Source organism: Sphingomonas sp., assembly GCF_040398505.1.
Lineage (GTDB): Bacteria > Pseudomonadota > Alphaproteobacteria > Sphingomonadales > Sphingomonadaceae > Sphingomonas.
Genome location: NZ_JBBATX010000036.1, coordinates 1 through 23,946, shown reverse-complemented (window position 1 = coordinate 23,946; position 23,946 = coordinate 1). Strand labels below are relative to the sequence as shown.

Here is a 23,946-nt window from a genome sequence, read left to right as displayed (position 1 = left end):
CGGGCCTGATCCCACCGACGTAGCGACTGACCGGGGCGACTGACCGGGGCGACTGACCGGGGCGACTGGTCGGCAGACAATCCCGAGCGCGAGAGCAACGCACACGCGCCCCACAAAATAGTTCGCAAAGCGTAAATTTCTGTCCGGTTTTCGAACGGCGGCGGCGTTGTTATCGCGAGAAGACCGTGCCCGCTAATCCCGGTCGCGATCCGCCTTACGGGTTCAACCACCTGTATCGCGCGGCAGTAGCCGTCACGGCGTGCCCAATGCGGGCAGGCCCGACGGCTGGCGCGTGCTCCTCACATTGTTGATCGCCCTCAGAAGGCACCACGGGACACGCGGATGTTGCACGAAACGAACGATTTTCAGATCTGGGACTCACCGTGGGAGACGGTTGCGGCGTCGGCCCCTGCCCCACGCTGGACGGTCCTGATCCCGTTCTTCAACGAACGGACATTGCTGAACGGGACGCTCGCCAGCCTTGCCGCCCAGGACGTGCCATTCGAGCTGATCCTAATCGACAATGCCTCGACCGACGGGAGTGCGGAGATCGCCGCCGCCACCTGCCGGCGGCTCGGTCTCGCCTTCACGCTCTTGACCGATCGCCGTCCCGGCAAGGTCAATGCGTTGCAGACCGGCGTTGCACGGACGCGGACGCTTTATGTTGCGACCTGCGACGCCGACACGATCTATCCGACAGACTATCTACGCCAGGCCGAGCTTTTGCTCGAAGCAACGCGAGCGGTCGCCGGAGGTGCCTATTTCGCCGCGCAACACGCGACCGCCGAAGACCATCGCGAAGCCTCGGCCCGCATGGCGCGCGCCGCCATGCTGTTGCCCGGACAATGCCATACCGGTGGCGCGGGGCAGGTCTTCCGGACTGACGCGCTGCGGCGGGCCGGCGGGTTCGATGCCGCGCGCTGGGGTTACGTTCTCGAGGATCACGAGATCATGCACCGCATGGCAAAGCTCGGGCCGCTCGCTTACGGCGGCACATTGTGGTGCGCACCGTCGCCGCGCGAGCGCGACCGCGATTCGATCCGGTGGACGCTGGTCGAGCGCATCCTGTATCATGTGACACCCGGCCCGGCGCGCGATTGGTTCTTCTACGATTTCCTCGGTCGTCGACTGGCCGCGCGCCGCTTGACCAGCGACCGCATTCGCGAGCGCCAATTCTATGCGCAACCCGATTTTTCTGGCGGAATGCCGCGCACAGCGTGACGTGACGTAAGACGGCGCGCGGCCCCAGCGGACCCGGTGGGTCGCGCGGGGGGTTGCAGGGGGGGGTTGCGGGGACGCGCGTTCGGCGCTTTACCCGTATCATGCAGCATCGTCTCGCAATTCGGTGAGTGACGCCGGGCTCAAGGCCGTTTTTCTGGCCGAGCAGCCGATGCTGTTGCGGCTGCTTGTCGCGCGGCTCGGCAATCGCGCCGATGCGGAGGATGCGCTGCAGGACATGTGGCTGAAGCTCGACCAGAACGGCCCGGCGTCTTATGCCCAACCCGTCGCGCAGCCCGCGGCCTATCTCTATCGCATGGCCGCCAACCTCGCCGCCGACCGCAGGATTGCGGCATCCCGCGCCGGGGTGCGCGATACCGCGTGGCTCGATGTGCAACCCGGTGCCGCGGAGCAGCCGACGACCGAGCGCGCTTTGCTCGGGCGCGAACGGCTCGCCCGGATCGAGGCGGCGCTTGCCGCAATGCCACCCCGTATGAGCGCCGCGCTGCGCCTGTACCGCGTCGAGGGTGTGCCGCAAAAAGACATTGCGGAGCAGCTTGGTATGACGGTCAGCGGCGTCGAAAAACTGTTGCGACGCGCCGCCAAAGAGATTCACCTGCACAAAATCGCCGACGAGGCGGAATCGGCCAATCAGCATCGTCTATTGGGCGAAGGGAAATCACATCGTGGCACATGACGCCCCCGATCTCGTCGATCGCGCGATCGACTGGCATTTGCGCCAGGCGACGATGGACAATGCCGACTGGCATGCGTTCGTCGCCTGGCTGGAGGCCGATCCCGCGCATGCGCAAGCGTTTGACGCCGTCGCGGCCGATCTGTCCGTGCTGGCCGAACACCCCGAACTTTATCCGGCTCCGGCCGCACCGGTCGCGCGCCAACCCCGGTTTCCGCAAGGAGCAACGTCGCCGTCACGCCGCGTTTGGGCATGGGTCGGCAGTGGGGTAGCGGTCGCAGCGGCGGCCAGCCTGACGCTGACGCTCACAACCACCGGGTTGACCGGCGGCAGCGCGCCCTATGCGGTGGAAACCAAACCCGGTCAGCGGCGGGATATCGCGCTCACCGACGGGACGCGGATCGAACTCAACGGCGCGACCCGGCTGCTGCTGGACCGCTCCAATCCGCGCGTCGCGACGCTGGAGGCGGGCGAAGCCACCTTCCATATCCGCCACGATCCACGCGATCCCTTCATGGTCCATTCGGGACGTCTGACGCTGCAGGATCTCGGCACTGTCTTTAATGTCGAGCGCGAGGGCGCACGACTCGACGTGCAAGTCGCCAAAGGCTCGGTCCTGTTCCAGCCGAAGCGCGACGCGGTCACGCTGCACGCCGGCGCCGCCATCACCGCGCGCGAGGACCTCGGCCAAATCGCGGTGACCAAGATCGATGTCGCCAAGGTCGGGGCCTGGCGTAACCGCGCCGTGTCGTTCCTGGGCGAGCCGTTCGGCCGGATCGCGACTGCGGTGCGGCGGATCGACGGGGCCACGCTTTTTATCGACTCCGGCTTGTCGCAACGGCCCTTTACCGGCATGGTTCGCTTGTCTGGCAAGGTGGAGCAGGACGTGCCGCATCTTGCGGCTTTGGTTGGGGCTGAGTGGCATCACGATGGCGAGCGGTGGGTCATCTCGCCACGATAGACAGCACGCGTTTCGCTCGGTTCTGACCCGGGGACTTGGTCCCTTTCTGATCCTCGCTGTGGTCCCGATCGCGGCCCGCGCCGATGAACCCCGCATCGCAATTCCACCCGAACCGCTGAGCCGGGCGTTGACGGATCTGGCACGACAAACCGGCTTCGACATCATCAGCACCGAGCCGGGGCTGGACCTAGTTCGCGTCAAGGGTGTGACCGGGCAGATGGCCCCGCGCGACGCCTTGCAGCGTCTGCTCAAGGGCACGGGCTTCCGGGCGGTCGCGATCGATGCGCACAGCTATCGGATCGAACGCCTGCCCCGCAGGCCGCTGACAGCACGCGTGATCGCACGCCAGCGACCAGAGCGGACACCCGACGGCGACATCATCGTGACCGCCAGCAAACAAAGCGCCACACTGCTGCGCTTTCCTGGCAGCGCGATCGTGATCGGCGGGTTTGCGCCGGGGACGCCGACGGCACGCCCGCTCACGATCGATGACGTGGCACGTGCGACGCCGGTCCTGCAGAACACCGAATTGGGCATCGGTCGCAACAAGATCTTTATTCGCGGCATCGCGGACAGTAGCTTCAACGGCGCAACGCAATCGACCGCGAGCCTGTATTTCGACGAAGTGCCGCTCGGCTATTCCGGCCCTGAGCCGAGCCTGAACTTGTACGACATGAAGGGCGTCGAGGTCCTCGAAGGGCCGCAAGGCACGCTGTACGGCGCCGGCGCGATCGGCGGGATTATTCGACTGACGCCCAACCCGGTCGATCTGACGCGCTTTGGTGCATCGTTCAGCAGCGGCATCACCGCGACGCAAGGCGGTGCCGCCGGGTTCGATGTGGCCGGCATGGCGAATGTCCCGATCCTGCGCGACCGGATCGGTTTGCGCGTGGTCGGCTATCGCGACCGCGGCGGCGGCTTTATCGGTGACCGCTTGCGCCAGCTCTCGAACGTCAACCGCACCGATACGTTCGGCGGGCGGGCAACGCTGGCGATCGATCCGGGCAATGGCTGGGGTGTCGAGATCGGCGCGGTGCAGCAACATATCGCCGCCGTCGACGCGCAATATGCCGAACGCATGGTTGCCGCGCTCGATCGCCGCGCGCGCCTTGCGCAGCCGTATAGCAGCGACATCACGCTGCTGCGCGGGGTTGTGCGCAAGCGTTGGGACAGTGGGCTCGAACTCCTGTCCGCCACTGGCTATGTCGATCTGCGAACGGCAGACGTGTTCGACGCGACCCGCGCGATTGGCAGCACCGGGCCGACCATCTACACCAATGCGCAGTCGGCCGCGCTCTTCGTCCAGGAGACCCGGCTGTCCCGCGCGGTGCCGGGCAAGATCGGCTGGCTGCTGGGCGTCGCGGTCCTCCATAACCGCGACATTCAGGCCCGCGACCTGGGCCCGCCCGACCAGCCACTCGACATTATCGGCGTGACCAATCGGACCGACAGCGTATCGGCCTTTGGGGAGGCGACATGGCCGACGAGCGATCGCGTGTCGATCACCCTCGGCGCGCGGGCGACCGCAGCGCGCACCGATGGTGAGCCGTCATCGCGTCCGCGCAACGACAGCTTCATTCGGGGCCGCGCGACGCGCCGGATCGATCCGACGCTCGCCCTCTCCTGGCTGATCGCAAAGCGCACCGCCGTTTTCGCCCGCTTCCAGACCGGGTATCGCACCGGCGGCCTGGCCGTCGCGACCGGGGTTGGGCGCGTGCTCGACTTTCGTTCGGATTCGATCATGGTCGGCGAAGTTGGCCTGCGCAAGCAACGCAGCGGCGAGACCGGCTTGGACCTGAGCACCGCAGTGTCCTACGCGCGGTGGCGGGATATCCAGGCCGATCTCTATAATCGGCGGGGGCAACCCTATACCGCGAACATCGGCAATGCCGAGATCGCGGGGCTCGAAGCCATTGGCGATTGGGTGCCGGTGCGCGGACTCCACGCCAGTTTTGCCTTCCTCTACAGCTACAACATTGTCGATGGACCGATTGCGCAATCATCGGTCAGGGCGAACCGCCGCTTGCCCGAGACACCCGCCTTTTCCGGAAACGCCGGCCTGACCTATCGCTGGACGCATGGCGACACGTCGCAGTTCAGCTTGGGCGTGTTCGGTCGATATGTCGGTCGGTCGGTGCTGGGCACGGGCGATTTTCTCGACGTCAGCCAAGGCAAATATGCGGTCCTCGACGCCCAATTGGGCTGGCATTGGCGCGGTGTCGATTTCAGCCTGAGCGGCGACAATCTCGCCAATGCCAGCGCCAATCGCTTCGCTTTGGGGAATCCGACAATCCTTGCGACACGCCAGCAAACAACCCCGCTCCGCCCCCGCAACCTCCGGTTTGGGGTTACGGTCGGCTTTTAGAGCGCGTCCTCGGGCAAGGGTAAACGCGCTCTAAACCGAGGGGCTGTGATCGCGCCGCCTGAGCGCGCAGGATCAGAATTTGTACCCGATTTCAAACCCATAAGCGCGAGGCGCGCCCGGCGAGTTGAACGACCCGCCAAACTCGATCGCTGGGATCACCTCGTTGACATAGCGCCGGTTGAGCGCGTTGTTGGCGAAGACCGCCGCTTTCCAGGAGTGCCCCTCCAGCCCGAGCCGCAGATCGAGCACGCCGAAGGCTTCGCGCCGCGTGACGCTATAATTGGCATTGCCGACAAAGGCCGGCAAAGCGAGGGCCGAAATCGGCAGCAAGGCGCTGAAGATCGTCGCCTTCGTCTGATTTTGCACGGTATGGAACCAGGTCGGGCCGGTGACGCGATAATTGGCGCGGAACAGCAGATTGACGTTGTTCGCGACACGGAATTCCTGCTGCGAGCCAAGATTGATCGTATAATCCGGCGTGTAGGGGGACTTGTTACCGACGGTATCGGGGCGCGAGCGGTTCTTCTTGATCTCCGAATCGGTGTAGTTGAACCCGCCGAACACGGTCCAGCCAGGCACCAGCTTCAGGTCGCCATTGACCTCGACGCCCTTCAGATCGACGCGATCGATGTTGGACACGACGCGCAACAGGCCAAAGCTGCCGACGAAGAATTCGAAGAACTGCATGTCGCGGACCTGCGTGTAATAGCCGGCGACATTGTAGGTCAGCGGGCCGACCTTACCCTTGAACCCGACCTCATAGGCGCTTGAGCGTTCCTTGCGGAAATCATCGGTGATGAGCACGCCGGCGTTGATCGGTGCCACGTTGAAGTTCTGGTTGACGATCGCAGCCGAGCCTTGATTGTTAAACCCGCCCGATTTGAAGCCGACGCCCCAATTGCCGAACAGATTGAGCGCAGGCGAAATCGTCCAGCGTGCGCTGATCTTGGGCTCAAGCAGCTCGAAGGTCTTGCTCTTCGACGGAATCGCGCCGCCGGTCTGCCCCGGGTTGATCGGTCCGCCAGTAAACGGATCGATCGCGACCGGGACTTGATTGTCGACGCGGCGTTTTTCCACGTCATAGCGCAGTGCGGCGGTGATGCTGACCGAGTCGACCGGCTTCCAATCGACCGAGCCGAACCCGGCGAACACATCGGTCCGGAATTTATCGGCGAACAATTGCGACGTCGGGTTGGAGGAATTGGGCGCATTGTAGAGTTGATGCGTGACGCCCGCCCCCGTGTCGCCGCCAAGGCTGACCCCGGTGAAGCGGTCGAGATGCAGGTAATAGCCACCAAATTGCCAGCCGATCGGGCCGGTGCCGGTCGAGGCAAGGCGGATTTCGGTGCTGAAGTCCTTTTGGTTGCGGACCTGATATTGCGTGCCGTCGCATGTCGTCGGCGAATAGGCCCCGAAGGTCGATCCCGTCGCCGGCGCGAAGATGAACGGAACCGGGATCTGGCCGATAAAGCCTGGCGGGTTGACCGGGAAGCCAGTGAGCCGCGCGGTCGAAGCGAAACAGGCATTGACCACGGAAGCTACGGCGGGGTTCGCCGCGGCGATGTAGCGCGCAAAATCGGCCGAGGTGCCATCGGCGGTTAGGTCGTTCTTCACGTCGCTGTACAATGCCCAGGCCGTCAGCTTCGCGCCGCCGAAATCATGGTCGATCTTGAGCGAGGCTTCGAACGTCTTCTGATCGTTGGTCGGCACGATGTTCGAATAATAATGGAACGGGTGCGCGTTGACGTTTTCATAGAATGCCCCGCCGAACGCGGGCAAATGGAACACCGAATTGAAGTTGATCGAAGCGCCGTGATACTCGCCATAGCGCAGCTTGGCATCGACTTGCGTATCAGCACCGAGCGCCGCGAGGATCCGGCCGTTGACCGCCCATTCCTCGCGATTGTCGACCGTGTAGTTTTTTCAGATAATCGTTGCGGAAGAACCCGTCGGTCCGGTCGTAATTGCCCGACACGACGAAACCGATCCCCTCGGTTATCGGTCCGGCGAGATAGGCGTTGAACGCGCCGGTCTTCTGGCTGCCATAACTGCCGGTAAAGCCGCCTTCGAAATGGTCACCGGGTTTCACCGTCTGCATCACGATCGCGCCGGCCGCGGCATTGCGGCCATAAAGCGCGCCTTGCGGTCCCTTCAACACTTCGATCTGGCGCAAGGTACCCTGATCCTGGTTGAGCACCGCCGAATTGGTCTTGAGGATCCCGTCAAACACCAAAGCGACCGAGCTTTCCGCATCGCGCGCGCCGTTGAGACCGCGAATATTGATTTGATTGTCCCCGGCCTCCGCCGTCGACGAGACGATCGTCACGCCCGGCGTCAGCTTGGTGAAATCGGTCACGCGCTGAATATCGGCCTTGGCGATCGCGTCGGCGTTGAAGGCCGTGATCGACGCGGGCACTTGCGACAGCTTTTCACTGGTGCGCCGGGCAGTTACCACGATATCGCCGCCGTCTCGGGCGGCCTGTGTTTCGGTTGCGGGCGCGGGTGCGGTCTGCGCCTGTGCCGGCAGTGCGGCGATGGCAAGGACGGCGGTGCCGCACAGAAGACAGGCGAAGGTCTTGACGCTCATGCTGTTGCCCCTTTTTATACCGCCTTGCGGTCTCATTGTATACAAAGCTGCTATATACATCGCCGCAGGTCAACCGTAATCGTAACGCCGGAGCAACGTCATCCATGTCGAAAGCCGCAGACCGTGCCTACCACTTCATCCGCGGGGAGATTCTGTCGGGTGCGATGACGCCAGGGGAGCAGTTGCGCGAGGAAGCGCTGGCGGAGGCGTGCGGGGTGTCGCGCACCCCGGTGCGCGAGGCTCTGCGCAAACTGGAAGCCGAAAACCTGATCCAGCGCAGCGACTCGCAACGCAGTTTTGTCGCCACGCTGTCGGTCGACGACATTGCCGAATCCTTTGCTCTCCGCGCCATGCTCGAAGGTCATGCCGCGGCGCGCGCGACCGACCGGATCAAGCCGGAACAGCTCGCCACGCTGTCCACCCACAACGCCGCAATTCGCGACGCAGTATCCAGCGAGACCCCCGATATCGCCGCCTTTATCGACCATAATCGCGGATTCCACGCGGTTGTAACCGATGCGGCCGGGTCAGAACGCTTGACCCGCCTGCTCGCCTCGATCGTGGAGCAGCCCGTCGTGCTGCGCACCGCCCGGCGGTACGATCGCGCCCAGCTCGAACGCTCGGCCGCCGAGCATGAGGAACTTGTCGTGGCCTTCCGGCATCGCGACCCCGATTGGGCGAAGGCCGTCATGATCAGCCATATCCGGCGCGCCTTCCACGTTTACAGCGATGCCCTGACCGCGCCGCCACGCGACCCGAAGACGCCTTGACCGATCGGTCGCGACACCGCTAGTTGTATACAATCTTCTGGAGGGTAAGTGTGCAACGCAGCGTCGAAATCGTCGAGGTCGGACCGCGCGACGGGCTGCAGAACGAATCGCTCGCCGTTTCGACCGCCGACAAGCTTGCGTTGATTGAACGCGCGCTGGGTTACGGTGTTCGCCGGATCGAAGTCGCCAGCTTCGTCAATCCCCGGCGCGTACCGCAAATGGCCGACGCCGAGGCGGTCGCCGCCGCATTGCCCGATCGCGATGACGTGACGTGGATCGGCCTTGTCCTCAACGAACGTGGTGCCGAGCGCGCGCTGGCGACGCGGATCGATCAGCTTGGCGCGGTGTGCGTCGCGACCGATACCTTTGCACAACGCAACCAGGGCCAGACCAGCGCCGAATCGGTGGAGGTCGCGATCCGCATCGCCGACCTCGCCCGCACTGCGGGCCGCACCGCGCAAACCACGATCGCGTCGGCCTTTGGTTGCCCGTTCGAAGGCGAGGTCGATCCCGACCGGATCATCGCGATGGCCGTCGCCTTGGCCGAAGGCGGGATGGTTGAGGTCGCACTGGCCGATACGATCGGCGTCGCGGTGCCGGCCCAAGTCTCGGCGCTCGTCGCGCGGGTCAAGGCGGCGATCGCGCCGCTGCCGGTGCGCGTCCATCTCCACGACACGCGCAACACCGGGATCGCCAACGTCTGGGCTGCGGTCGAAGCCGGCGCGGCGACGATCGATACCGCGCTTGGCGGGCTTGGCGGATGCCCGTTCGCACCGGGGGCGGCAGGCAATGTCGCGACCGAGGATGCGATTTACCTGCTCGACCGCTCCGGCATCACGACCGGGCTCGATCTGGCCGGGGCAAGCGCCGCCAGCCTCTGGCTTTCCGACATCATGGGCAAATCGCTGCCCGGAAGGCTCGCCCGCACGGGCGGGTTTCCGATCGCAGCTTAACGGGATTTGGGACCGCATATGAGCTATCGTCTCGGCGTCGATGTCGGCGGCACTTTTACCGATCTGCTGCTGCTCGACGCAGCATCGGGTCGCTTCTGGCGGCACAAGACCCCGTCGACGCCCGCCGATAGCTCGGTCGGCATCCTGACCGGGGTCACCGCGATTTGCGCCGATGCCGGGGTCGATCCGGCCGAGATCGAGATTTTTCTCCACGGCACCACCGTTGCGACCAACGCCGTGCTCGAGGGCAAGGGCGCGCGCGTCGGGTTGATCGTGACCGAAGGCTATCGCGACGTGATGCAGATCGCGCGCAGCTTCGTGCCCGGCGGGCTGGCGGGGTGGATCATCTGGCCCAAGCCGCGCCCGCTCGCCGCGCTCGAGGATACGATCGCGGTCGGCGGTCGCATGGCGGCGGATGGCAGCGAGGTGCGCCCGCTCGACGAAGTCGGCGCACGTGCCGCCCTCGCGTCGCTCAAGGCGCGCGGCGTGGAGACGGTGACGATCGCGCTGATCAATTCCTATGTGAACGGCGCGCACGAAACCCGGATCGGCGAGATCGCCGCCGAGATCATGCCCGATATCCCGGTTTCGCTCAGCCACGTCGTGTTGCCCGAAATGCAGGAATATGAGCGCACACTGACAACCGTCGCCAACGCGGCGGTACGGCCGGTGGTCGGGCGCTATGTCCGTGCGCTGCGCGGCAAATTGCGCGAGACCGGCATGGCCGGGAAGATCGCGCTGCTGCGCTCCGACGGCGGGCTGATGAGTTCCGAAAAGGCCGAGGAGCACCCCGTTTCGCTGCTGATGTCGGGGCCGGCCGGCGGCGTGACCGGCGCGCTGTGGGTCGCGAAAAATGCCGGGCTCACCAACATCCTGACGCTCGACGTCGGTGGCACGTCAACCGATGTCGCGCTGATCGAAGCGCTCGAGCCGCGCCGCGTGCGCACCACCGAGGTCGGGCATCTGTCGGTGCGTGCCTCCTCGCTCGACGTAAAGACGGTCGGCGCGGGCGGCGGTTCGATCGCGTATGTGCCGGAATTGACCAAGGCGCTCCGCGTCGGCCCGCAATCGGCGGGCGCCGTCCCCGGCCCCGCCGCCTACGGCAAGGGCGGCACGCTGCCGACCGTGACCGATGCCAATGTCGTGCTCGGCTATCTTCCCGAAAATCTGCTCGGCGGCACCTTCATGCTCGATCGCCCCGCCGCGCAAGCCGCGGTGCAGACGATCGCCGATGCGCTCGGCATCGGGCTGATGGCGGCGGCGCGCGGGATCATCGACATCGTCAATGAGAATATGTTCGGCGCGCTGCGGATGATTTCGGTCCAGCAAGGCTATGATCCGCGCGATTTCGCGCTGATGGGCTTTGGCGGCGCCGGGCCGTTGCACGTCAATGCCGTCGCGCGGTTGATGGGGAGCTATCCGGCGGTATCCCCGATGTCACCGGGTGTGCTGTGCGCGCTGGGCGACGCGACGACGCGTACCCGCACCGAAACCGCGCGCTCCTTCTCGCGCCTCGCGCGCGATACCGACGAGGCACAGCTCCACGCTATCCTCGACGAAATGGCGACGCAGACGCGCGGCGAACTCGCCTCCGATGGCATTGCCGATGGCGACATTACCAGCCTGTTCGAAATCGACTTGCGCTATGAAGGGCAAGCGTTCGAAGTGGCGCTGACGATCGACCCCGAGGTGTTGCGCCGCGACGGCATCGTCGGATTGACCGAACGCTTCGATGCCGAACATTTGCGGCTGTTCACCTTCAACATGGAAAGCGCGCACGAGATTGTGAACTTGCGCGCGGTGGCACTCGGCCGCGCGCTCGATTTGCCGGCGGCGAAACTGCCGCAGGGGGATGGCGACCCATCCGCCGCCAAGTTGCGCGATCACACGTTGTGGATGGACGGGGCCGAACAGGCCGCGGCGATCTATGACCGATCGAAGCTGCGCGCCGGTGACCGCATCATCGGCCCCGCGATCGTCGTCGAAATGGATTCGACGACGCTGATCGAAACACGCCACATCGCCACGGTCGACGCGGTCGGCAACATCCTGATCAACCCGGCCTGAGGAGCAGCGACCATGCCCGCGACCATCGTCGAAACCAATCCGCAGCCCTTCGCCGCCACCACGGTCGACCCCGTCATGCTCGACATCATCGAGAATGCCCTGCGCAATGCGCGGGTCGAGATGGACGCGACGCTGGTGCGCACCGCCATGTCCCCCGGCATTCGCGAACAGGGCGATGCCTTCCCGCTGATCGCCGATCATGCCGGCCGGATGATCGTCGGCCAGTTCGGCTCGTTCATCGGCGGCTTTCTCGACGGCTATGACGGCACGGTCGAGGAAGGCGACATGTTCCTGATGTCCGATCCCTATTCGGTCGGCGGCGCGATCAGCCATTCCAACGACTGGCTGGTGTTGCTGCCGGTGTTCAAGAACGGGCGGCTGATCGCCTATACCGCGATGTTCGGCCATCAGAGCGACATTGGCGGCAAGGTTGCCGGCAGCATGCCGATCACCGCGCGATCGATCTTCGAGGAGGGCGTCCGCATCCCGCCGGTCAAACTCTATGCGGCGGGCGTCCACAATGCCGACCTGATCCGGCTGATCATGTGCCAGACGCGCAAGCCCGACTGGTGCACCGCCGATCTTAACGCGCTGATCGCCTCCTGCCGGGTCGCCGCGCGGCGCGTGGTGGAGATGGCGGGACGGTTCGGCGACGATCTCTATGTCGCGGCCACCGGCGAATTGCTCGCGCGCAACCACCGCGCGATGAAGCAACTGATCGCCAGCTCGATCGGCGAGGACCCGGTCAGCTTCGAAGACTATCTGTGTGACGACGGGCTCGGCTACGGCCCGTACAAGATCAAATGCACGATGTGGCGCGAAGGCGACCGCGTCATTCTCGATTTTGCCGGGACCGATCCGCAATCGCACGCATCGATCAATTTCTTCCTCAACGAAAACATGTTCCGGATGTTCTTCGGCATCTACATGATCATGGTGTTCGACCCGCAGATCCTGTTCAACGACGGGTTCTACGATCTGATCGACGTGCGCATTCCTGAAGGATCGTTGCTCAAGCCGAAATTCCCCGCCGCGCTGTCGGGGCGAACGCATGCGCTCGGACGGATCTTCGATATTCTGGGCGGCTTGCTCGGGCAGAAGACGCCGGAGTTCCTCAACGCCGCCGGTTTCTCCTCCTCGCCGCACCTGTTCTATTCGGGCCGCGATGCGAAGGGTGCCTGGTTCCAGCTGTTCCAGATCGGCTTTGGCGGTATTCCCGGCCGGCCGCTGGGCGACGGGCCCGACGGGCATTCTCTGTGGCCGGGCTTCACCAACGTGCCCAACGAATTCCTCGAACGCTATTTCCCATTGCGGATCGAACGCTACGAAACCGAGCCTGATTCGGGTGGGGCGGGCCTGCACCGCGGCGGCAACGGCATCCATATGACCTATCGCTTCCTCGAACCCGGCATGATCGCGATCCATGACGATCGCTGGTTCACCCGGCCTTGGGGCGTCAACGGCGGCAAACCGGGCGCGCGCGCGCGCAAATTGCTCGAACGCGCCGACGGGACGATCAGCGTGGTGGGCAACAAGGTCGAGGATGTCGAAGTCCTGGCGGGTGACCAGCTGCACTTCATCACCTGGGGCGGCGGCGGTTGGGGCGACCCCCTGACGCGCGCCCCCGATCTTGTCGCCCAGGAAGTGCGCGAGGGGTTGGTCAGCGTGGCGGGCGCATTAGCGTACGGCGTCGTCATGCAGGACGGGCTGGTCGATGCTGCCGCAACGGCAGCGCTGCGCCAGCAGATCGGCGAGGCGCGCGGCCCGATCGATGCGGTGTTCGACTATGGCCCCGACATCGCCACGCTCCGCGCCACGTGCCTGGCCGAAACCGGTCTGCCTGCGCCGCGCCAGCCGGTGTGGCAGCACGCGACGGTTGCGGCCTGAGGTTCCGATGGAAAAGCACGGCGCCCTGCACGGAATTCGCGTAATCGAGCTCGGTCAGCTCATTGCTGGCCCCTTTTGTGGCCAATTGCTCGGCGATATGGGGGCCGAGGTGATCAAGGTCGAGCCGCCCGGCGCGGGCGATCCGATGCGGCAATGGGGCCGCGGCGACGACAAATTATGGTGGGAAGTCGTCGCCCGCAACAAGCAAACCGTATCGGCCAATCTGCGCGTACCCGGCGGACAGGCGCTGGTCCGGCGGCTGGCCGAGACGGCGGATATCCTGATCGAGAATTTCAAACCCGGCACTATGGAGAAATGGGGTCTGGGGCCCGACGACCTGCACGCGCTCAACCCGCGGCTGATCATCGTGCGCGTGTCGGGCTATGGGCAAAGCGGCCCCTATAGCGGGCGCGCCGGGTTTGGCGGGATCGGCGAAGCGATGGGCGGCTGGCGCTATATCGTCGGCGACCCCGATCGCCCGCCAAGCCGCATGGGGATCTCGATCGGCGACAGTCTGGCGGCGACCTACGGCTGTATGGGCGCGCTCGCCGCGCTGCACGCGCGCGAGCGCACCGGGCGCGGCCAGGTGGTCGACAGCGCGCTCTACGAAGCGGTGTTGCAAGTGATGGAAAGCCTCGTCCCCGAATATGAAGTGTCGGGCTATATCCGCGAGCGCTCGGGTTCGGTCCTGCCCGGAATCGCCCCGTCGAACGTCTATCCGTGCAGCGACGGCGAGTTTCTGATCGGCGGGAATCAGGATGCGGTATTCGGCCGTCTGTGCACCGCAATGGGGCGCCCCGAACTGGCGAGCGACGCGCGCTACGCCACGCACATTGCGCGCGGCGCGCATCAGGTGGAACTCGACGCGCTGATTGCGGAATGGACGAGCGCGCGGACCGTTGCCGAGGTCGAAGCGGCGATGCTGGAATATTCGGTCCCCGCAGGAACGATCTTCCGCGCGCCCGAAATGCTCGCCGATCCGCATTTCGCCGCGCGCGAAGCGCTGGTCCCGGTCGAGACCGAGCGCTGGGGCCGAATTCACATGCAGAATTGCTTCCCAAAATTGTCCGACACGCCCGGATCGATCCGCACGCCCGCCTCGGCGACGGTCGGCCGCGACAATCAGGCGGTGTATGGCGCGCTCGGCATCGCCGCGGACGAGATCGCGCAAATGACGGCCGACGGGATCATATGAACGATCCCGCGGCCGAGCCGTTCGATGGCCATCTGGCGTTCGGGAAACGCCCTGCCCTTCTCGTCATCGACGTCGTTTGTGCCTATCTCGATCCCGCCTCGCCGCTCTACGCCCCGGCGTTCGTGGCGGCGTTGCCGACGATTTCGCGCCTCATCGCCGCCGCCCGCGCGCGCGCAGTTCCGGTGCTCTATACCAACGTCATCTATCAGGCGGGCGGCGGCGATGGCGGGCTGTTCTATCGCAAGGTCCCGGCGCTGCGGGCGTTCGATGCCGGCGCGCCGTTTGGACGTTTTCCCGACGCAATCAGCCCTGCCGCGGACGAGATCGTCGTTTCCAAACAATATGCTTCGGCCTTTTGCGGCACTTCGCTCGCCTCGACACTCCACACCGCCGCCGTCGACACGGTGCTGCTGTGCGGGTTTTCCACGTCGGGCTGCGTGCGCGCATCGGCGCTGGACGCGCTGCAGACCGGCTTCCGGCCGTTCGTCGTCGCCGACGCCTGCGCCGATCGTGCGCCGGGGCCGCATGAGGCGAACCTGTTCGACCTGCAGGCCAAATATGCCGAGGTGATCGATGCCGAAACCGCGCTTACGTTGCTGCGCACCTAGGGTATCGTGTGCGTCCCGTGATCCACCGCATCCGGTTCGGGCGCTACATTCGGGTGACGCGCTACACACGCTGATTGCTGGCGGCAGCGTCCGTTGCGCGCTAGGGCGCTTGGGAAGTCGAGATCGCGGGAGACGGAAGTGCCAGCCTCCTATGATGTCGCCATCGTTGGTGCAGGAATTGTCGGACTGGCGCACGCGCTCGCGGCGGCGCGTGATGGTCGGCGCGTCGTCGTGCTCGATCGCGACGCGCAAGCCAATGGCGCGTCGATCCGCAATTTCGGCTTTGTCACCGTTACCGGTCAGGAGCAGGGCGTTGTCTGGCGTCGCGCCCGGCGCTCGCGCGACATCTGGCTTGGGCTAGCCGGGCCGGCCGGTATCGCGATCGAACAGCGCGGGCTGGTGATGGTCGCGCAGCGCGCCGAGGCGCGGGCAGTGTGTGAGGCCTTTCTCGAAACCGAGATGGCCGAGGACTGTGCATGGCACGATCCGGTAGCCGCCGAAGCCCTGCTCGGCGCAATCCGGCCCGCCCAGCTCGAGGGCGTGCTGACAAGCGCAGTCGACATCCGGGTTGAATCGCGCACCGCGATCCCGAAGCTCGCCGCATGGTTGGCCGAGCAGCACGGTGTCGTGTTCCAGCGCGGCGTGGCGGTCCACCGCGTCGAGCAGGGGCAGCTTGAGACGACCGCCGGGATCGTCCGTGCGGCGGAGATCATCGTGTGTCCCGGCGATGATCTCACCACGCTGTTTCCCGACGCGATGGCCGGGATCACGCGTTGCAAGCTGCAGATGCTGCGGCTGGCCGCGCCCGGTTACACCTTGCCTGCCGCGATCATGTCCGATCTCTCGCTGGTGCGCTATCTCGGCTATGCCGCGCTGCCCGCGGCGCAGGCGCTGCGCCACAGGCTCGACGCCGAACAGCCCGACCATCTCGCGCACGGCATCCACCTGATCGTCACGCAGAGCGCCGACGGCAGCCTGGTCGTTGGCGATAGCCACCATTATGCGGCAACCCCCGATCCCTTCGCCGATGACCGGGTCGATACCTTGATTCTCGATGAATTCCGGGCAGTGTTTGGCCATGTCCCGCCCGTGATTGCGCGGTGGACCGGCACCTATGCCTCCGCCGCAAGCCATAGCCGTGTCACCAGCCCGATGCCCGGCGTCCGCGTCGTCACCGTGACCAGCGGCACGGGTGCCTCGACCGCCTTTGCGCTTGCCGAAGAAACGCTTGCCGCAATTGGCCGCAACAAAGGAACCGACCGATGACTTTTCCCGTCATGGCCGTGATACTCGACTGGGCCGGCACGATGATCGACCATGGCAGCCGGGCACCGGTGATCGCGTTGCTGGCGGTGTTCGCCGATGCCGGCGCGCCGCTGTCGGAGGCCGAGGCGCGCGTCGATATGGGCCGGGCCAAGCGCGATCACATCCGCGCGATCCTCGCGATGCCGCGGATCGCCGAACACTGGCACGCGGTGCACGGCGCGGCCCCGACCGAAGACGACGTGACGGCGCTCCACGATGCGGTCGAGCCGATGATGCAAGGCGCGGCGAAGCAATGCGCGACGCTCATCCCCGGCGCGGTTGCCCTTGTCGAGAAATTGCGGGCGAGCGGCATCAGGATCGGGTCGTGCACCGGCTATACCCGCCCGATGATGGCCGATATCCTGCCGATGGCGGCGGCGCAGGGCTATGCGCCCGACGTCGTTATTTGCTCGGGCGAGACACTGGCCGGGCGTCCCTCGCCGCTGATGCTGTGGAAGGCGCTGGTCGAACTGGGGGTCTGGCCAGCCTCGGCATGCATCAAGGTCGATGACGCGACCGTCGGCATTGGCGAAGGGCGGTCAGCGGGGGCGTGGACCGTTGGCCTCGCAGCGTCGGGGAACGGCGTCGGGCTCGACCATGCAGCGCTGCTCGCGCTGGCACCCGACGACCGCACGCACCGTGTCGCCGAAGCCGCCGCGGCGCTACGCGCGGCCGGCGCGGACTATGTCATCGACAGCGTCGCCGATCTGTGGCCGGTGATCGAAGCCATCGCCAAACGGATCGAGGCGGGAGAAACGCCCGCGGCGTAGTGCGCGCTGAGCGATCCGGTTTGCATCGTCCGGCGTTTTGACCGCAACCGAGACGGCCGACGTTGATTTCCGCGCGTCGCTGTGCCGGCGGCGTATCTGCCGACACAGCGATGCTTTCCGTTCACATGCCGCCGCCCGCTTGCGTCGTCGGTTTGGGTTCGGTGCCAAGCCCGCGCCACAGCGCGGCGTTGAAGGCGGCGGTATCGAGATGGTCCTCGGTCCGGAAATCCTGGCCTTTCATCGCTTCGGCCCAATAGGCTGCGGTGTGCGGCGTTCGGGCGACGGCCGCTGTCTTGGCCGCATAGCGATCCGCCGGAATCGGCAGCTTGGTTGTGCGCAGCACATCGGCCGCCACCGCGCGATAGCTCCACGCGGTCGTCGTCGGATCGAACAGGTCGGCCATCGGCAGGGCGAGCGAATCGTTGAGACCGAGCGGCGCGAGGCCGAGCACATCCTCGATCGTGCGCAACATGCTGACCGTCGTGTAGCGCGTCGAGACCAGCGCGTGCTGGCGCACCGTCGCGCCGATCACGAACGCCACGCTGCGCCGCGCATCGACATGATCGGCACCGTTTTGCGCGTCGTCCTCGATCACGAAGATCAGCGTGGAGTCGCGATCGCGGCTGTTCGCGATCGTTTCGACCACTTGGCCCAGCGCAAAATCATTGTCGGCCATTTGCGTCTCAACCGTATCGACGCCGTCGATCGCGTCCTTAAAGTCGCCGAAATGGTCGTGGCTGAGCCGCAACAGCGTCAGCGCCGGCGTGGTGCCGCTCGCCTCGGCTTGCGCGAATTCGCGCTGCCATTCGCGCACGCGCCAGTAATCGGGCATCTTTTGGTCGAAACCGCGAAAATACGGATCGCTGCGCGACGCGAGCAGCCGGTCGCCCGGCGTGTAGATGCGCGTTTGCGTTAGGGCCGGTTCGCGCACCAGCGGCACGAAGCCGGGCTTGCCGAGATCGTAGATCGACGCATCGGAAAAGCCGTAATTGCGCACGCTCAACCCCTTGCGGATCGCGGCATTCCACAGAAACCCCTGGCCCGTCTCGTCGTCGCGCTCGCCATCGGGCGCGGTCAGCAGCGCCGGACCGGGCATCAAATCGGGATCGGTCGACAAAGCGGGGTTGGTGGCATGGCGCTCGGCCGGGGTCTGCGCCGTGTAGATAAAGCGATCGGCTTCCTCGGCCTCATACGCGAGGCCGCGCCCGGAATAATTGACCGGTGCGGTCTTCTCCAGCAAATCGGGCACGCGCGCCGCCGTCGACCACGTCCAGCCCGTGCTCGACTGCTCGCCACTGTCATAGAAATTGTCGAGCGTCACGAACGCCCGCGCCAGCTGGTGGTGATTGGGCGAGAGATGTTCGCCAAGGATGGCGAGATGCGGGTCGCCATTGCCGATTTCGAGATCGCCGAGCACCTGATCGTAGGTGCGGTTCTCCTTGATGATGAACACCACATGTTTGATCCGCGCGCGGACCGCCGCCATCGTGGCGGCGGCGGCGGCGCGCTGCTGCGTGTCGCCAAGCCCGATATTGTCGGCGACCTGTCGCGTGGTCCGCACCAGCGCCTTGGGCGCGGGGAGCGGGAAGTGCAACAGCCCGGCCTTTTCGAGCTGGAAAATATACTGGTTGGCGGCCCCGCACGCGTCGGGCTGGCCGCGATAGATGGCGAGCTTCGGCGCACACCCTTGCGGATTCGCCCCCGGCGGACTCTTGCGGTTGGCGACGAACACCCGCGTGCCATCGGCGCTGGCGGCAACGGCGCTGGGATACCAGCCGGTCGGGATCAGGCCCTGCACCGTTGCGCCGCGTGCGCTCGGCGCGACCAACGCCACGGCGTTGATGCCGCCCATCGTCACGAGCAAGCGGCGGTCGGGCAGCAGCGCCAGCGCGTTGACGTTCAGGCCCTTGGCGATGTGTCCGTGACCGAGCGCGTCGGGCAGGCCGAGCCGCGGCTCGCCAGTCAGCGTCGCGCTGGCGGTATCGACGATGGCGAGCCGGTCGGCATTATCCTCGGTCGCATAGAGCCGCTTGGTCGCGGCATCGAAGAGCAAGGCGGTCGGTTCGCCCAGCGTCGCGACGCGCTTGACCACGCCGATCGAATCGCTCGAAACGGTCAGCGCGACCAGCTGCCGGTCGCGCGGTGCCGACACCCAGGCGTGGGTCGCATCGGTCCAGACGATTGCAAACGGATTTTCGCCGCCCGCCGTGCCGCTCTGCGCGGGATCGATCTTGCCTGGTCGCAAATCCTGTTCGGCGATCACCCGGCCGGCGACCAGGTCGATCAGGCTCACCGAATCGTTGTAATAATTGGCGACGAGTGCCCGACGACCATCCGGGCTGACCGCCACACCCGCCGCTTGCGGGCGGACGTCGGCACCGTTCCCGGCGGCATGGCCAAGCCGGATCGGCTTGCCCTGTTCAGCAAAGCCCGCACCACCACGCTTGAATAGATGCAGCGTGTCATCACTGCCCCCACCCACGACAAAGCCGCTTCCGTCCGGTTGCCAGGCAATGCCCGAATAGCTGTTGGGCACGGTTAGCGTTTGCAGCAACCGACTGCCCTTGGCATCGATCGCGTAGCGGAAAATATATTGGCTCGATTGTGCCAGCACGAGCTTTCCGTCTGTGCCGTTATAGCGATTGAAGCCGCTGGTCAGCACCAGCATCTCGCGCCGGTTCGGGCTGACCGCGATCGCCGCCGCGCCGTCCGCGACATAGGATGGGTGCGGCCCGACCTGCGCCACCAGTGGCTCGAAGCGCGCCCCCGGTGCCGCGAGCGGCGTCAGCATCTGGCCGGTCGGCAGGGCCTGGCCTGCGACGGCGCGATCGGCGGCAATGGTGGTCGCCGCAAGCGCAAGCGACCCAAGCGTCAGCACGTATTTTCGGAGGATCATCATAGCAGCAGCCTATGCCCGATTTGCGACAGTTTGGCGACGGCGCGCGGTATTGCTCAGACGCGGCCGCAGCGATTTCTTAAGCGGCGTATTGCAGAGGGTTAGCGTGTTTTTGGTGGTGCCCAGTTCGCCGCTAACGCCGCCCGTTCCTGCGCTTGATCCAGCGCATCGCCATCGATGAGCCGGTCGATGAGCTCGCCGGTGCCGGGACTTGCTGCCATGCGATAGGCACCGGCCGGGCTAGGATCGTGTCCAAGCAGGCCTTGCAGCTGCCACCATTTCCCTTGGTGGCAGGCCACGCCATCGGCAATCTCGGCGGCGAACGACCGACAGATTGCGCCATGCTGATTTTTGAAGGTCAGGCCAATGCGGATCGCGGGATTGGCGCCCTGCGTGCTGGCGAGTTGCGTGTCCAACGCGTGCTCCAGCCGCCCCGAGGCCAGCAGGCGTCCGCCGTGTTCGGTGACGGGTCCTTCCCGGCCGCCGCTGAAGGCCGCGCCGCCAATCAAGCCGGCGACGAGGGTGGCGGCCAGCGCGCCCCAATAGGGCATCGTCCAGACAGTCCGGCGCTGTTCGCGGGCGTGACGCGCAGCCGCCAGGGATCGGACCTCATCCCCCGCCGCGACCTGCGCCAAAAGAACGGGCGGGATTGGCGCTTCCAAGAGTGTCGCGAATCCGCTCTGCAATCGCCCCGCCAGTGCGCGATGCTCGGCGACCATCGCCCGCAGCGCCGGATCGGCGTCGATCAGCGCTTCGATCCGGGTGCGCTCCTCGCCACCCAGCTCGCCATCGATATACGCAAAGATCGTTTCTTCATCGATCATTGGTTGAGCCCTCCTTGATCAACGCGAGAAGCGCCGAGCGCCCACGAACCAGTCGGCTGGATACGGTCCCGATCGGCAGATCGAGCAGTTCGGCGGTTTCGCGATACCCAAATCCCTCGATCAGCACGAGCACCACAACTTCGCGCTGCTCGACCGGCAGCGTTTCCATCGCCCGCATCAGGCGCTCCAGGTCGATCTTGGCGTCCATCTGCGCGGTCGGATCGTACCCGACATGCTCGCCGGCTTCCGCGGGTACCAGAACCTTGCCGCGCGCGCGCGCGCGCGGACCGTGTCGATCCAGCAATTGCGCATGATCCGGTAGACCCACGCGTCGAGCCGGGTGCCTTCCTGCCACTGCATCCGCGCGCGCAATGCCCGCTCGATCGCAATCTGGGTCAGATCGTCGGCATCGGCGCGGTTGGCGGTAAGGCCATGCGCAAAGCGCCGCAACCGTGGCAGCAGCGCCTCCAACGCCTTCTCGAATCCACTCAAATGGTTTTCCCGTGTTCATGCGGATGAAACGACATAGCCCGCACGTTTAATCCTGCGAGACACAATAAAGAAGGAATTGTCGTGATCCGCCCCAGCCTCCGGACCATCATCACCTGCGGTGCAGCCATCCTTGCGGCGGGGTCGGGCAATGCGCAACTGCTCCCGTCACTCGGCGGCATTCCGGGGCGGGTGGTGGGAGGCGTGCTCGGTTCGCCGTCCAATACCCCGATGATCGCGCCGGTGATCGATCGCCTCAACGACGTTACCGGCATGGCAACGGCGGATATGGCGAGCTTGCTCGACCTGCGCCGCGCCCGCCTGCAAGGGCTGATCCGCGATCACCGCAAGGTTCTCGACGCCGATCGGCAAGGCAATCCCGTCCGCAGGGGTGCGGTGATCGCGATCGATCCTTCTGCCGACACAATCGCGCGCGCGCGCAGCGCCGGATTTCGCGTTTTGCAGGACGAACAGATCGCAAGTCTTGAGCTTCACGTCGTGACGTTTGCCCCGCCCACCGGCGACACCACAAGGGAAGGCCTGGCGCGACTAAGGCGGATCGCCCCCGACGCCGCGTTCGACTATGATCACGTCTTTGAACCAGCCGGCTCGACGCTCGTTGCGTTGGGCGGATCGATCGCCGCATCCTCGGCGCTCCAAAGTCGTGCGCTGGTCGGCATGGTCGATGGCGGAGTCGCGGCGCATCCGTCGCTGGCAAATGCGTCGATCGAACAGCGCGGCTTTGCTGCGGCGGGGCCGCGACCGAGCGGTCACGGCACGGCCGTGGCGTCGCTGATCGTCGGTTCCGATGGGCGTTTCGAGGGCGCGGCGCGTGGCCTCTCCTTGCTTGTGGCAGATGTCTATGGCGGCGACCCGACCGAGGGATCGGCGCTGACGATCGCGCGCGCTTTGGGGTGGCTGACGGCGCGCGGCGTTCGCGTGATCAATCTGAGCTTGGTCGGGCCCGCCAATCCCCTGCTCGAGCGGGCCGTGACGTCAGCGCGGGCGCGCGGCATTCTGATCGTCGCTGCGGTCGGCAATGACGGCCCCGCCGCACCTCCATCCTATCCGGCCTCCTATCCGGGCGTCGTCGCGGTAACAGCGGTCGATGCGCGCAATCGCGCCCTTCCCGAGGCCGGGAAGGCGCTCCATCTCGATTTTGCCGCGCCCGGAGCTGACATGGCGGCGGCGCTACCGGGGCGCGGCTATGCCGCGGTGCGCGGCACGTCGTTCGCGGCGCCGCTGGTAACGGCGCGGCTGATGATGGCGGGCGGCGGCGTAGCCGCGGTCGAGGCGGTGTCGCGCGAAGTAATCAGCGGTCACGGCAGCGTGGGCAAAGGCGTGGTCTGTGCAATGTGCCGCATTGCTCCGCGCGACGTCGGCGCCAAGCGCTAGCCAGATGCGGGTGTGCCCTGCGCACTCACGCAAAATTTTCAGCAGGCGGGATGAAAGCCACCCGAGACATCGTTTGCCTCAGTGAAGGAAGCATGAGGCGCTTCCGACCTTGAGGAGCGACGATATGAAGAAGCTGATCATTGCGAATTCGCTGATCCTGGCAGGCCTTGTTGTGGCTGCCCCGGCGCAAGCCCAACTCCTGGGCGGCGGTGGCAGCGGCGGTCTTAGCGGAGCGCTCAGCGGAACCGTCAACAGCACGTTGGGCGGAGCGGGTTCGCTCGGCGGGACCTTGGGATCGCTCGGCTCGACCACCCAGAGCATCACCGGCTCCGTGACGGGCTCAGGCAGCACCACGGCGAGCAAATCGGTCGACGCCAAGTCCGGCTCGGCCAACGCCGATGCCGGTCTGGCCGGGACGGTGACCGGCGCGGTCAATAGTGCCACCTCGGGCAATGTCCTGGGCAATTCGCTTGGCGGCAGCGGTGCCGCTTCCGGCGGCGATTCCGTGAACAAGAGCGCTAGCCTCAGCGCGCAGGGTGTTGGCACCGATGCCGTCGGCGCGTTGGCCGGGCAGGCTTCGGGAATGGCCCAAGGCACCGGAAACGGCGCGACATCGACAGCGGGACGCGCAAGTGGTGACGCGCAGGGCTCGGGCCGGGGCGCCCTCTCGGGTGCAGGCGCGCTTGCGAACAATCCGACGAGCCGCCTGCCTTCACCTGCCTTCGGCGGCGATGCTTCGGGCAGCGGGGCAGCAAGCGGCCAAGGACGTACCAACGCCGCGGCCGGAAATCCGCAGCCACAATAAAGCGATCGCGCCCCTCCGATCGCGGAGGGGCGCGACGTGACCTCCGGCCTGAAAGCGAAACGACTAACAAGCGGCTCTATGACCACGTGCGGCCCGAGGATCGCACCGGCTTGGACATATCCAGCGCGCTGCGGATTTCCGAAGGTATCGAGCAACA

The 23,946-nt window shown here is 65.8% G+C and carries 20 protein-coding genes; 14 read left to right on the top strand and 6 right to left on the bottom strand.

From position 1 onward, the window contains the following. The first annotated feature begins 342 nt into the window (after positions 1 to 342). From ABWP09_RS06715 to ABWP09_RS06700, 4 genes are all read left to right on the top strand, one after another. The gene (locus ABWP09_RS06715; protein WP_353204376.1) at positions 343 to 1,221 is read left to right on the top strand and encodes a glycosyltransferase family 2 protein; all 879 of its coding nucleotides are present in this window, start codon (positions 343 to 345) and stop codon (positions 1,219 to 1,221) included. Positions 1,222 to 1,345: 124 nt separating this feature from the next. Continuing rightward, a complete protein-coding gene (locus ABWP09_RS06710; RefSeq protein ID WP_353204375.1) occupies positions 1,346 to 1,915 on the top strand; it encodes an RNA polymerase sigma factor in 570 nt (189 codons plus the stop codon). Next, positions 1,905 to 2,873 carry a FecR family protein gene (locus tag ABWP09_RS06705; RefSeq protein ID WP_353204374.1) on the top strand — a complete coding sequence of 323 codons (969 nt, stop codon included), beginning with the start codon at positions 1,905 to 1,907 and terminating at the stop codon, positions 2,871 to 2,873. Before ABWP09_RS06710 ends, ABWP09_RS06705 begins: the two co-directional genes overlap by 11 nt. 127 nt (positions 2,874 to 3,000) lie before the next feature. Further along, entirely contained in the window at positions 3,001 to 5,238 is a 2,238-nt protein-coding gene (locus ABWP09_RS06700) for a TonB-dependent receptor (RefSeq protein ID WP_353204373.1), read from the top strand. 72 nt (positions 5,239 to 5,310) lie between these two features. On the opposite strand, the gene ABWP09_RS06695 is transcribed toward ABWP09_RS06700, so the two are convergent. Next, on the bottom strand, positions 5,311 to 7,026 hold the full coding sequence (locus ABWP09_RS06695; protein WP_353204372.1) for a TonB-dependent receptor: 1,716 nt from the start codon (positions 7,024 to 7,026) through the stop codon (positions 5,311 to 5,313). Positions 7,027 to 7,090: 64 nt separating this feature from the next. Beyond that, complete coding sequence (locus tag ABWP09_RS06690) at positions 7,091 to 7,825, bottom strand: TonB-dependent receptor plug domain-containing protein (protein WP_353204371.1); 735 nt, start codon at positions 7,823 to 7,825, stop codon at positions 7,091 to 7,093. Between the two features lie 104 nt (positions 7,826 to 7,929). Here ABWP09_RS06690 and ABWP09_RS06685 point away from each other — a divergent pair, with 104 nt between their 5' ends. The 8 genes from ABWP09_RS06685 (at position 7,930) to phnX (ending at position 17,380) form a co-directional block, all read left to right on the top strand. Beyond that, the gene (locus ABWP09_RS06685; protein ID WP_353204370.1) at positions 7,930 to 8,595 is read left to right on the top strand and encodes a GntR family transcriptional regulator; all 666 of its coding nucleotides are present in this window, start codon (positions 7,930 to 7,932) and stop codon (positions 8,593 to 8,595) included. Between the two features lie 50 nt (positions 8,596 to 8,645). Continuing rightward, positions 8,646 to 9,548, top strand: coding sequence for a hydroxymethylglutaryl-CoA lyase (locus tag ABWP09_RS06680; protein ID WP_353204369.1), 903 nt, complete (start codon positions 8,646 to 8,648; stop codon positions 9,546 to 9,548). Between the two features lie 18 nt (positions 9,549 to 9,566). Beyond that, positions 9,567 to 11,615 carry a hydantoinase/oxoprolinase family protein gene (locus ABWP09_RS06675; RefSeq protein ID WP_353204368.1) on the top strand — a complete coding sequence of 683 codons (2,049 nt, stop codon included), beginning with the start codon at positions 9,567 to 9,569 and terminating at the stop codon, positions 11,613 to 11,615. Between the two features lie 12 nt (positions 11,616 to 11,627). Further along, positions 11,628 to 13,502: a hydantoinase B/oxoprolinase family protein gene (locus ABWP09_RS06670; protein ID WP_353204367.1), complete on the top strand. Its 1,875-nt coding sequence runs from the start codon at positions 11,628 to 11,630 to the stop codon at positions 13,500 to 13,502. A gap of 7 nt (positions 13,503 to 13,509) precedes the next feature. Beyond that, positions 13,510 to 14,697, top strand: a complete 1,188-nt coding sequence (locus tag ABWP09_RS06665) for a CaiB/BaiF CoA transferase family protein (protein ID WP_353204366.1) — start codon at positions 13,510 to 13,512, stop codon at positions 14,695 to 14,697. Further along, positions 14,694 to 15,305 (top strand): isochorismatase family protein, encoded by a 612-nt coding sequence (locus ABWP09_RS06660; protein ID WP_353204365.1) that lies wholly within the window; start codon positions 14,694 to 14,696, stop codon positions 15,303 to 15,305. Before ABWP09_RS06665 ends, ABWP09_RS06660 begins: the two co-directional genes overlap by 4 nt. Before the next feature lie 138 nt (positions 15,306 to 15,443). Beyond that, on the top strand, positions 15,444 to 16,571 hold the full coding sequence (locus ABWP09_RS06655) for a TIGR03364 family FAD-dependent oxidoreductase (RefSeq protein WP_353204364.1): 1,128 nt from the start codon (positions 15,444 to 15,446) through the stop codon (positions 16,569 to 16,571). After that, the gene (gene phnX, locus ABWP09_RS06650; protein ID WP_353204363.1) at positions 16,568 to 17,380 is read left to right on the top strand and encodes a phosphonoacetaldehyde hydrolase; all 813 of its coding nucleotides are present in this window, start codon (positions 16,568 to 16,570) and stop codon (positions 17,378 to 17,380) included. Before ABWP09_RS06655 ends, phnX begins: the two co-directional genes overlap by 4 nt. 121 nt (positions 17,381 to 17,501) lie before the next feature. Here phnX and ABWP09_RS06645 read toward each other — a convergent pair whose 3' ends face one another. The 4 genes from ABWP09_RS06645 to ABWP09_RS14470 all read right to left on the bottom strand — a co-directional run bounded on the left by ABWP09_RS06645 (position 17,502) and on the right by ABWP09_RS14470 (position 21,592). Next, positions 17,502 to 20,279 carry a hypothetical protein gene (locus tag ABWP09_RS06645; protein WP_353204362.1) on the bottom strand — a complete coding sequence of 926 codons (2,778 nt, stop codon included), beginning with the start codon at positions 20,277 to 20,279 and terminating at the stop codon, positions 17,502 to 17,504. Between the two features lie 98 nt (positions 20,280 to 20,377). Next, entirely contained in the window at positions 20,378 to 21,100 is a 723-nt protein-coding gene (locus ABWP09_RS06640) for an anti-sigma factor family protein (protein ID WP_353204361.1), read from the bottom strand. Beyond that, complete coding sequence (locus tag ABWP09_RS14475; RefSeq protein ID WP_502959772.1) at positions 21,090 to 21,359, bottom strand: sigma-70 family RNA polymerase sigma factor; 270 nt, start codon at positions 21,357 to 21,359, stop codon at positions 21,090 to 21,092. Before ABWP09_RS14475 ends, ABWP09_RS06640 begins: the two co-directional genes overlap by 11 nt. Continuing rightward, positions 21,278 to 21,592, bottom strand: coding sequence for an RNA polymerase sigma factor (locus ABWP09_RS14470; RefSeq protein WP_502959771.1), 315 nt, complete (start codon positions 21,590 to 21,592; stop codon positions 21,278 to 21,280). Before ABWP09_RS14470 ends, ABWP09_RS14475 begins: the two co-directional genes overlap by 82 nt. A gap of 81 nt (positions 21,593 to 21,673) precedes the next feature. On the opposite strand from ABWP09_RS14470, the gene ABWP09_RS06630 reads away from it, so the two are divergent. Both ABWP09_RS06630 and ABWP09_RS06625 read left to right on the top strand, forming a co-directional pair. Next, positions 21,674 to 22,984, top strand: coding sequence for a S8 family serine peptidase (locus ABWP09_RS06630; RefSeq protein ID WP_353204360.1), 1,311 nt, complete (start codon positions 21,674 to 21,676; stop codon positions 22,982 to 22,984). A gap of 124 nt (positions 22,985 to 23,108) precedes the next feature. Then, the gene (locus tag ABWP09_RS06625; RefSeq protein WP_353204359.1) at positions 23,109 to 23,789 is read left to right on the top strand and encodes a hypothetical protein; all 681 of its coding nucleotides are present in this window, start codon (positions 23,109 to 23,111) and stop codon (positions 23,787 to 23,789) included. Positions 23,790 to 23,946: the final 157 nt, after the last annotated feature.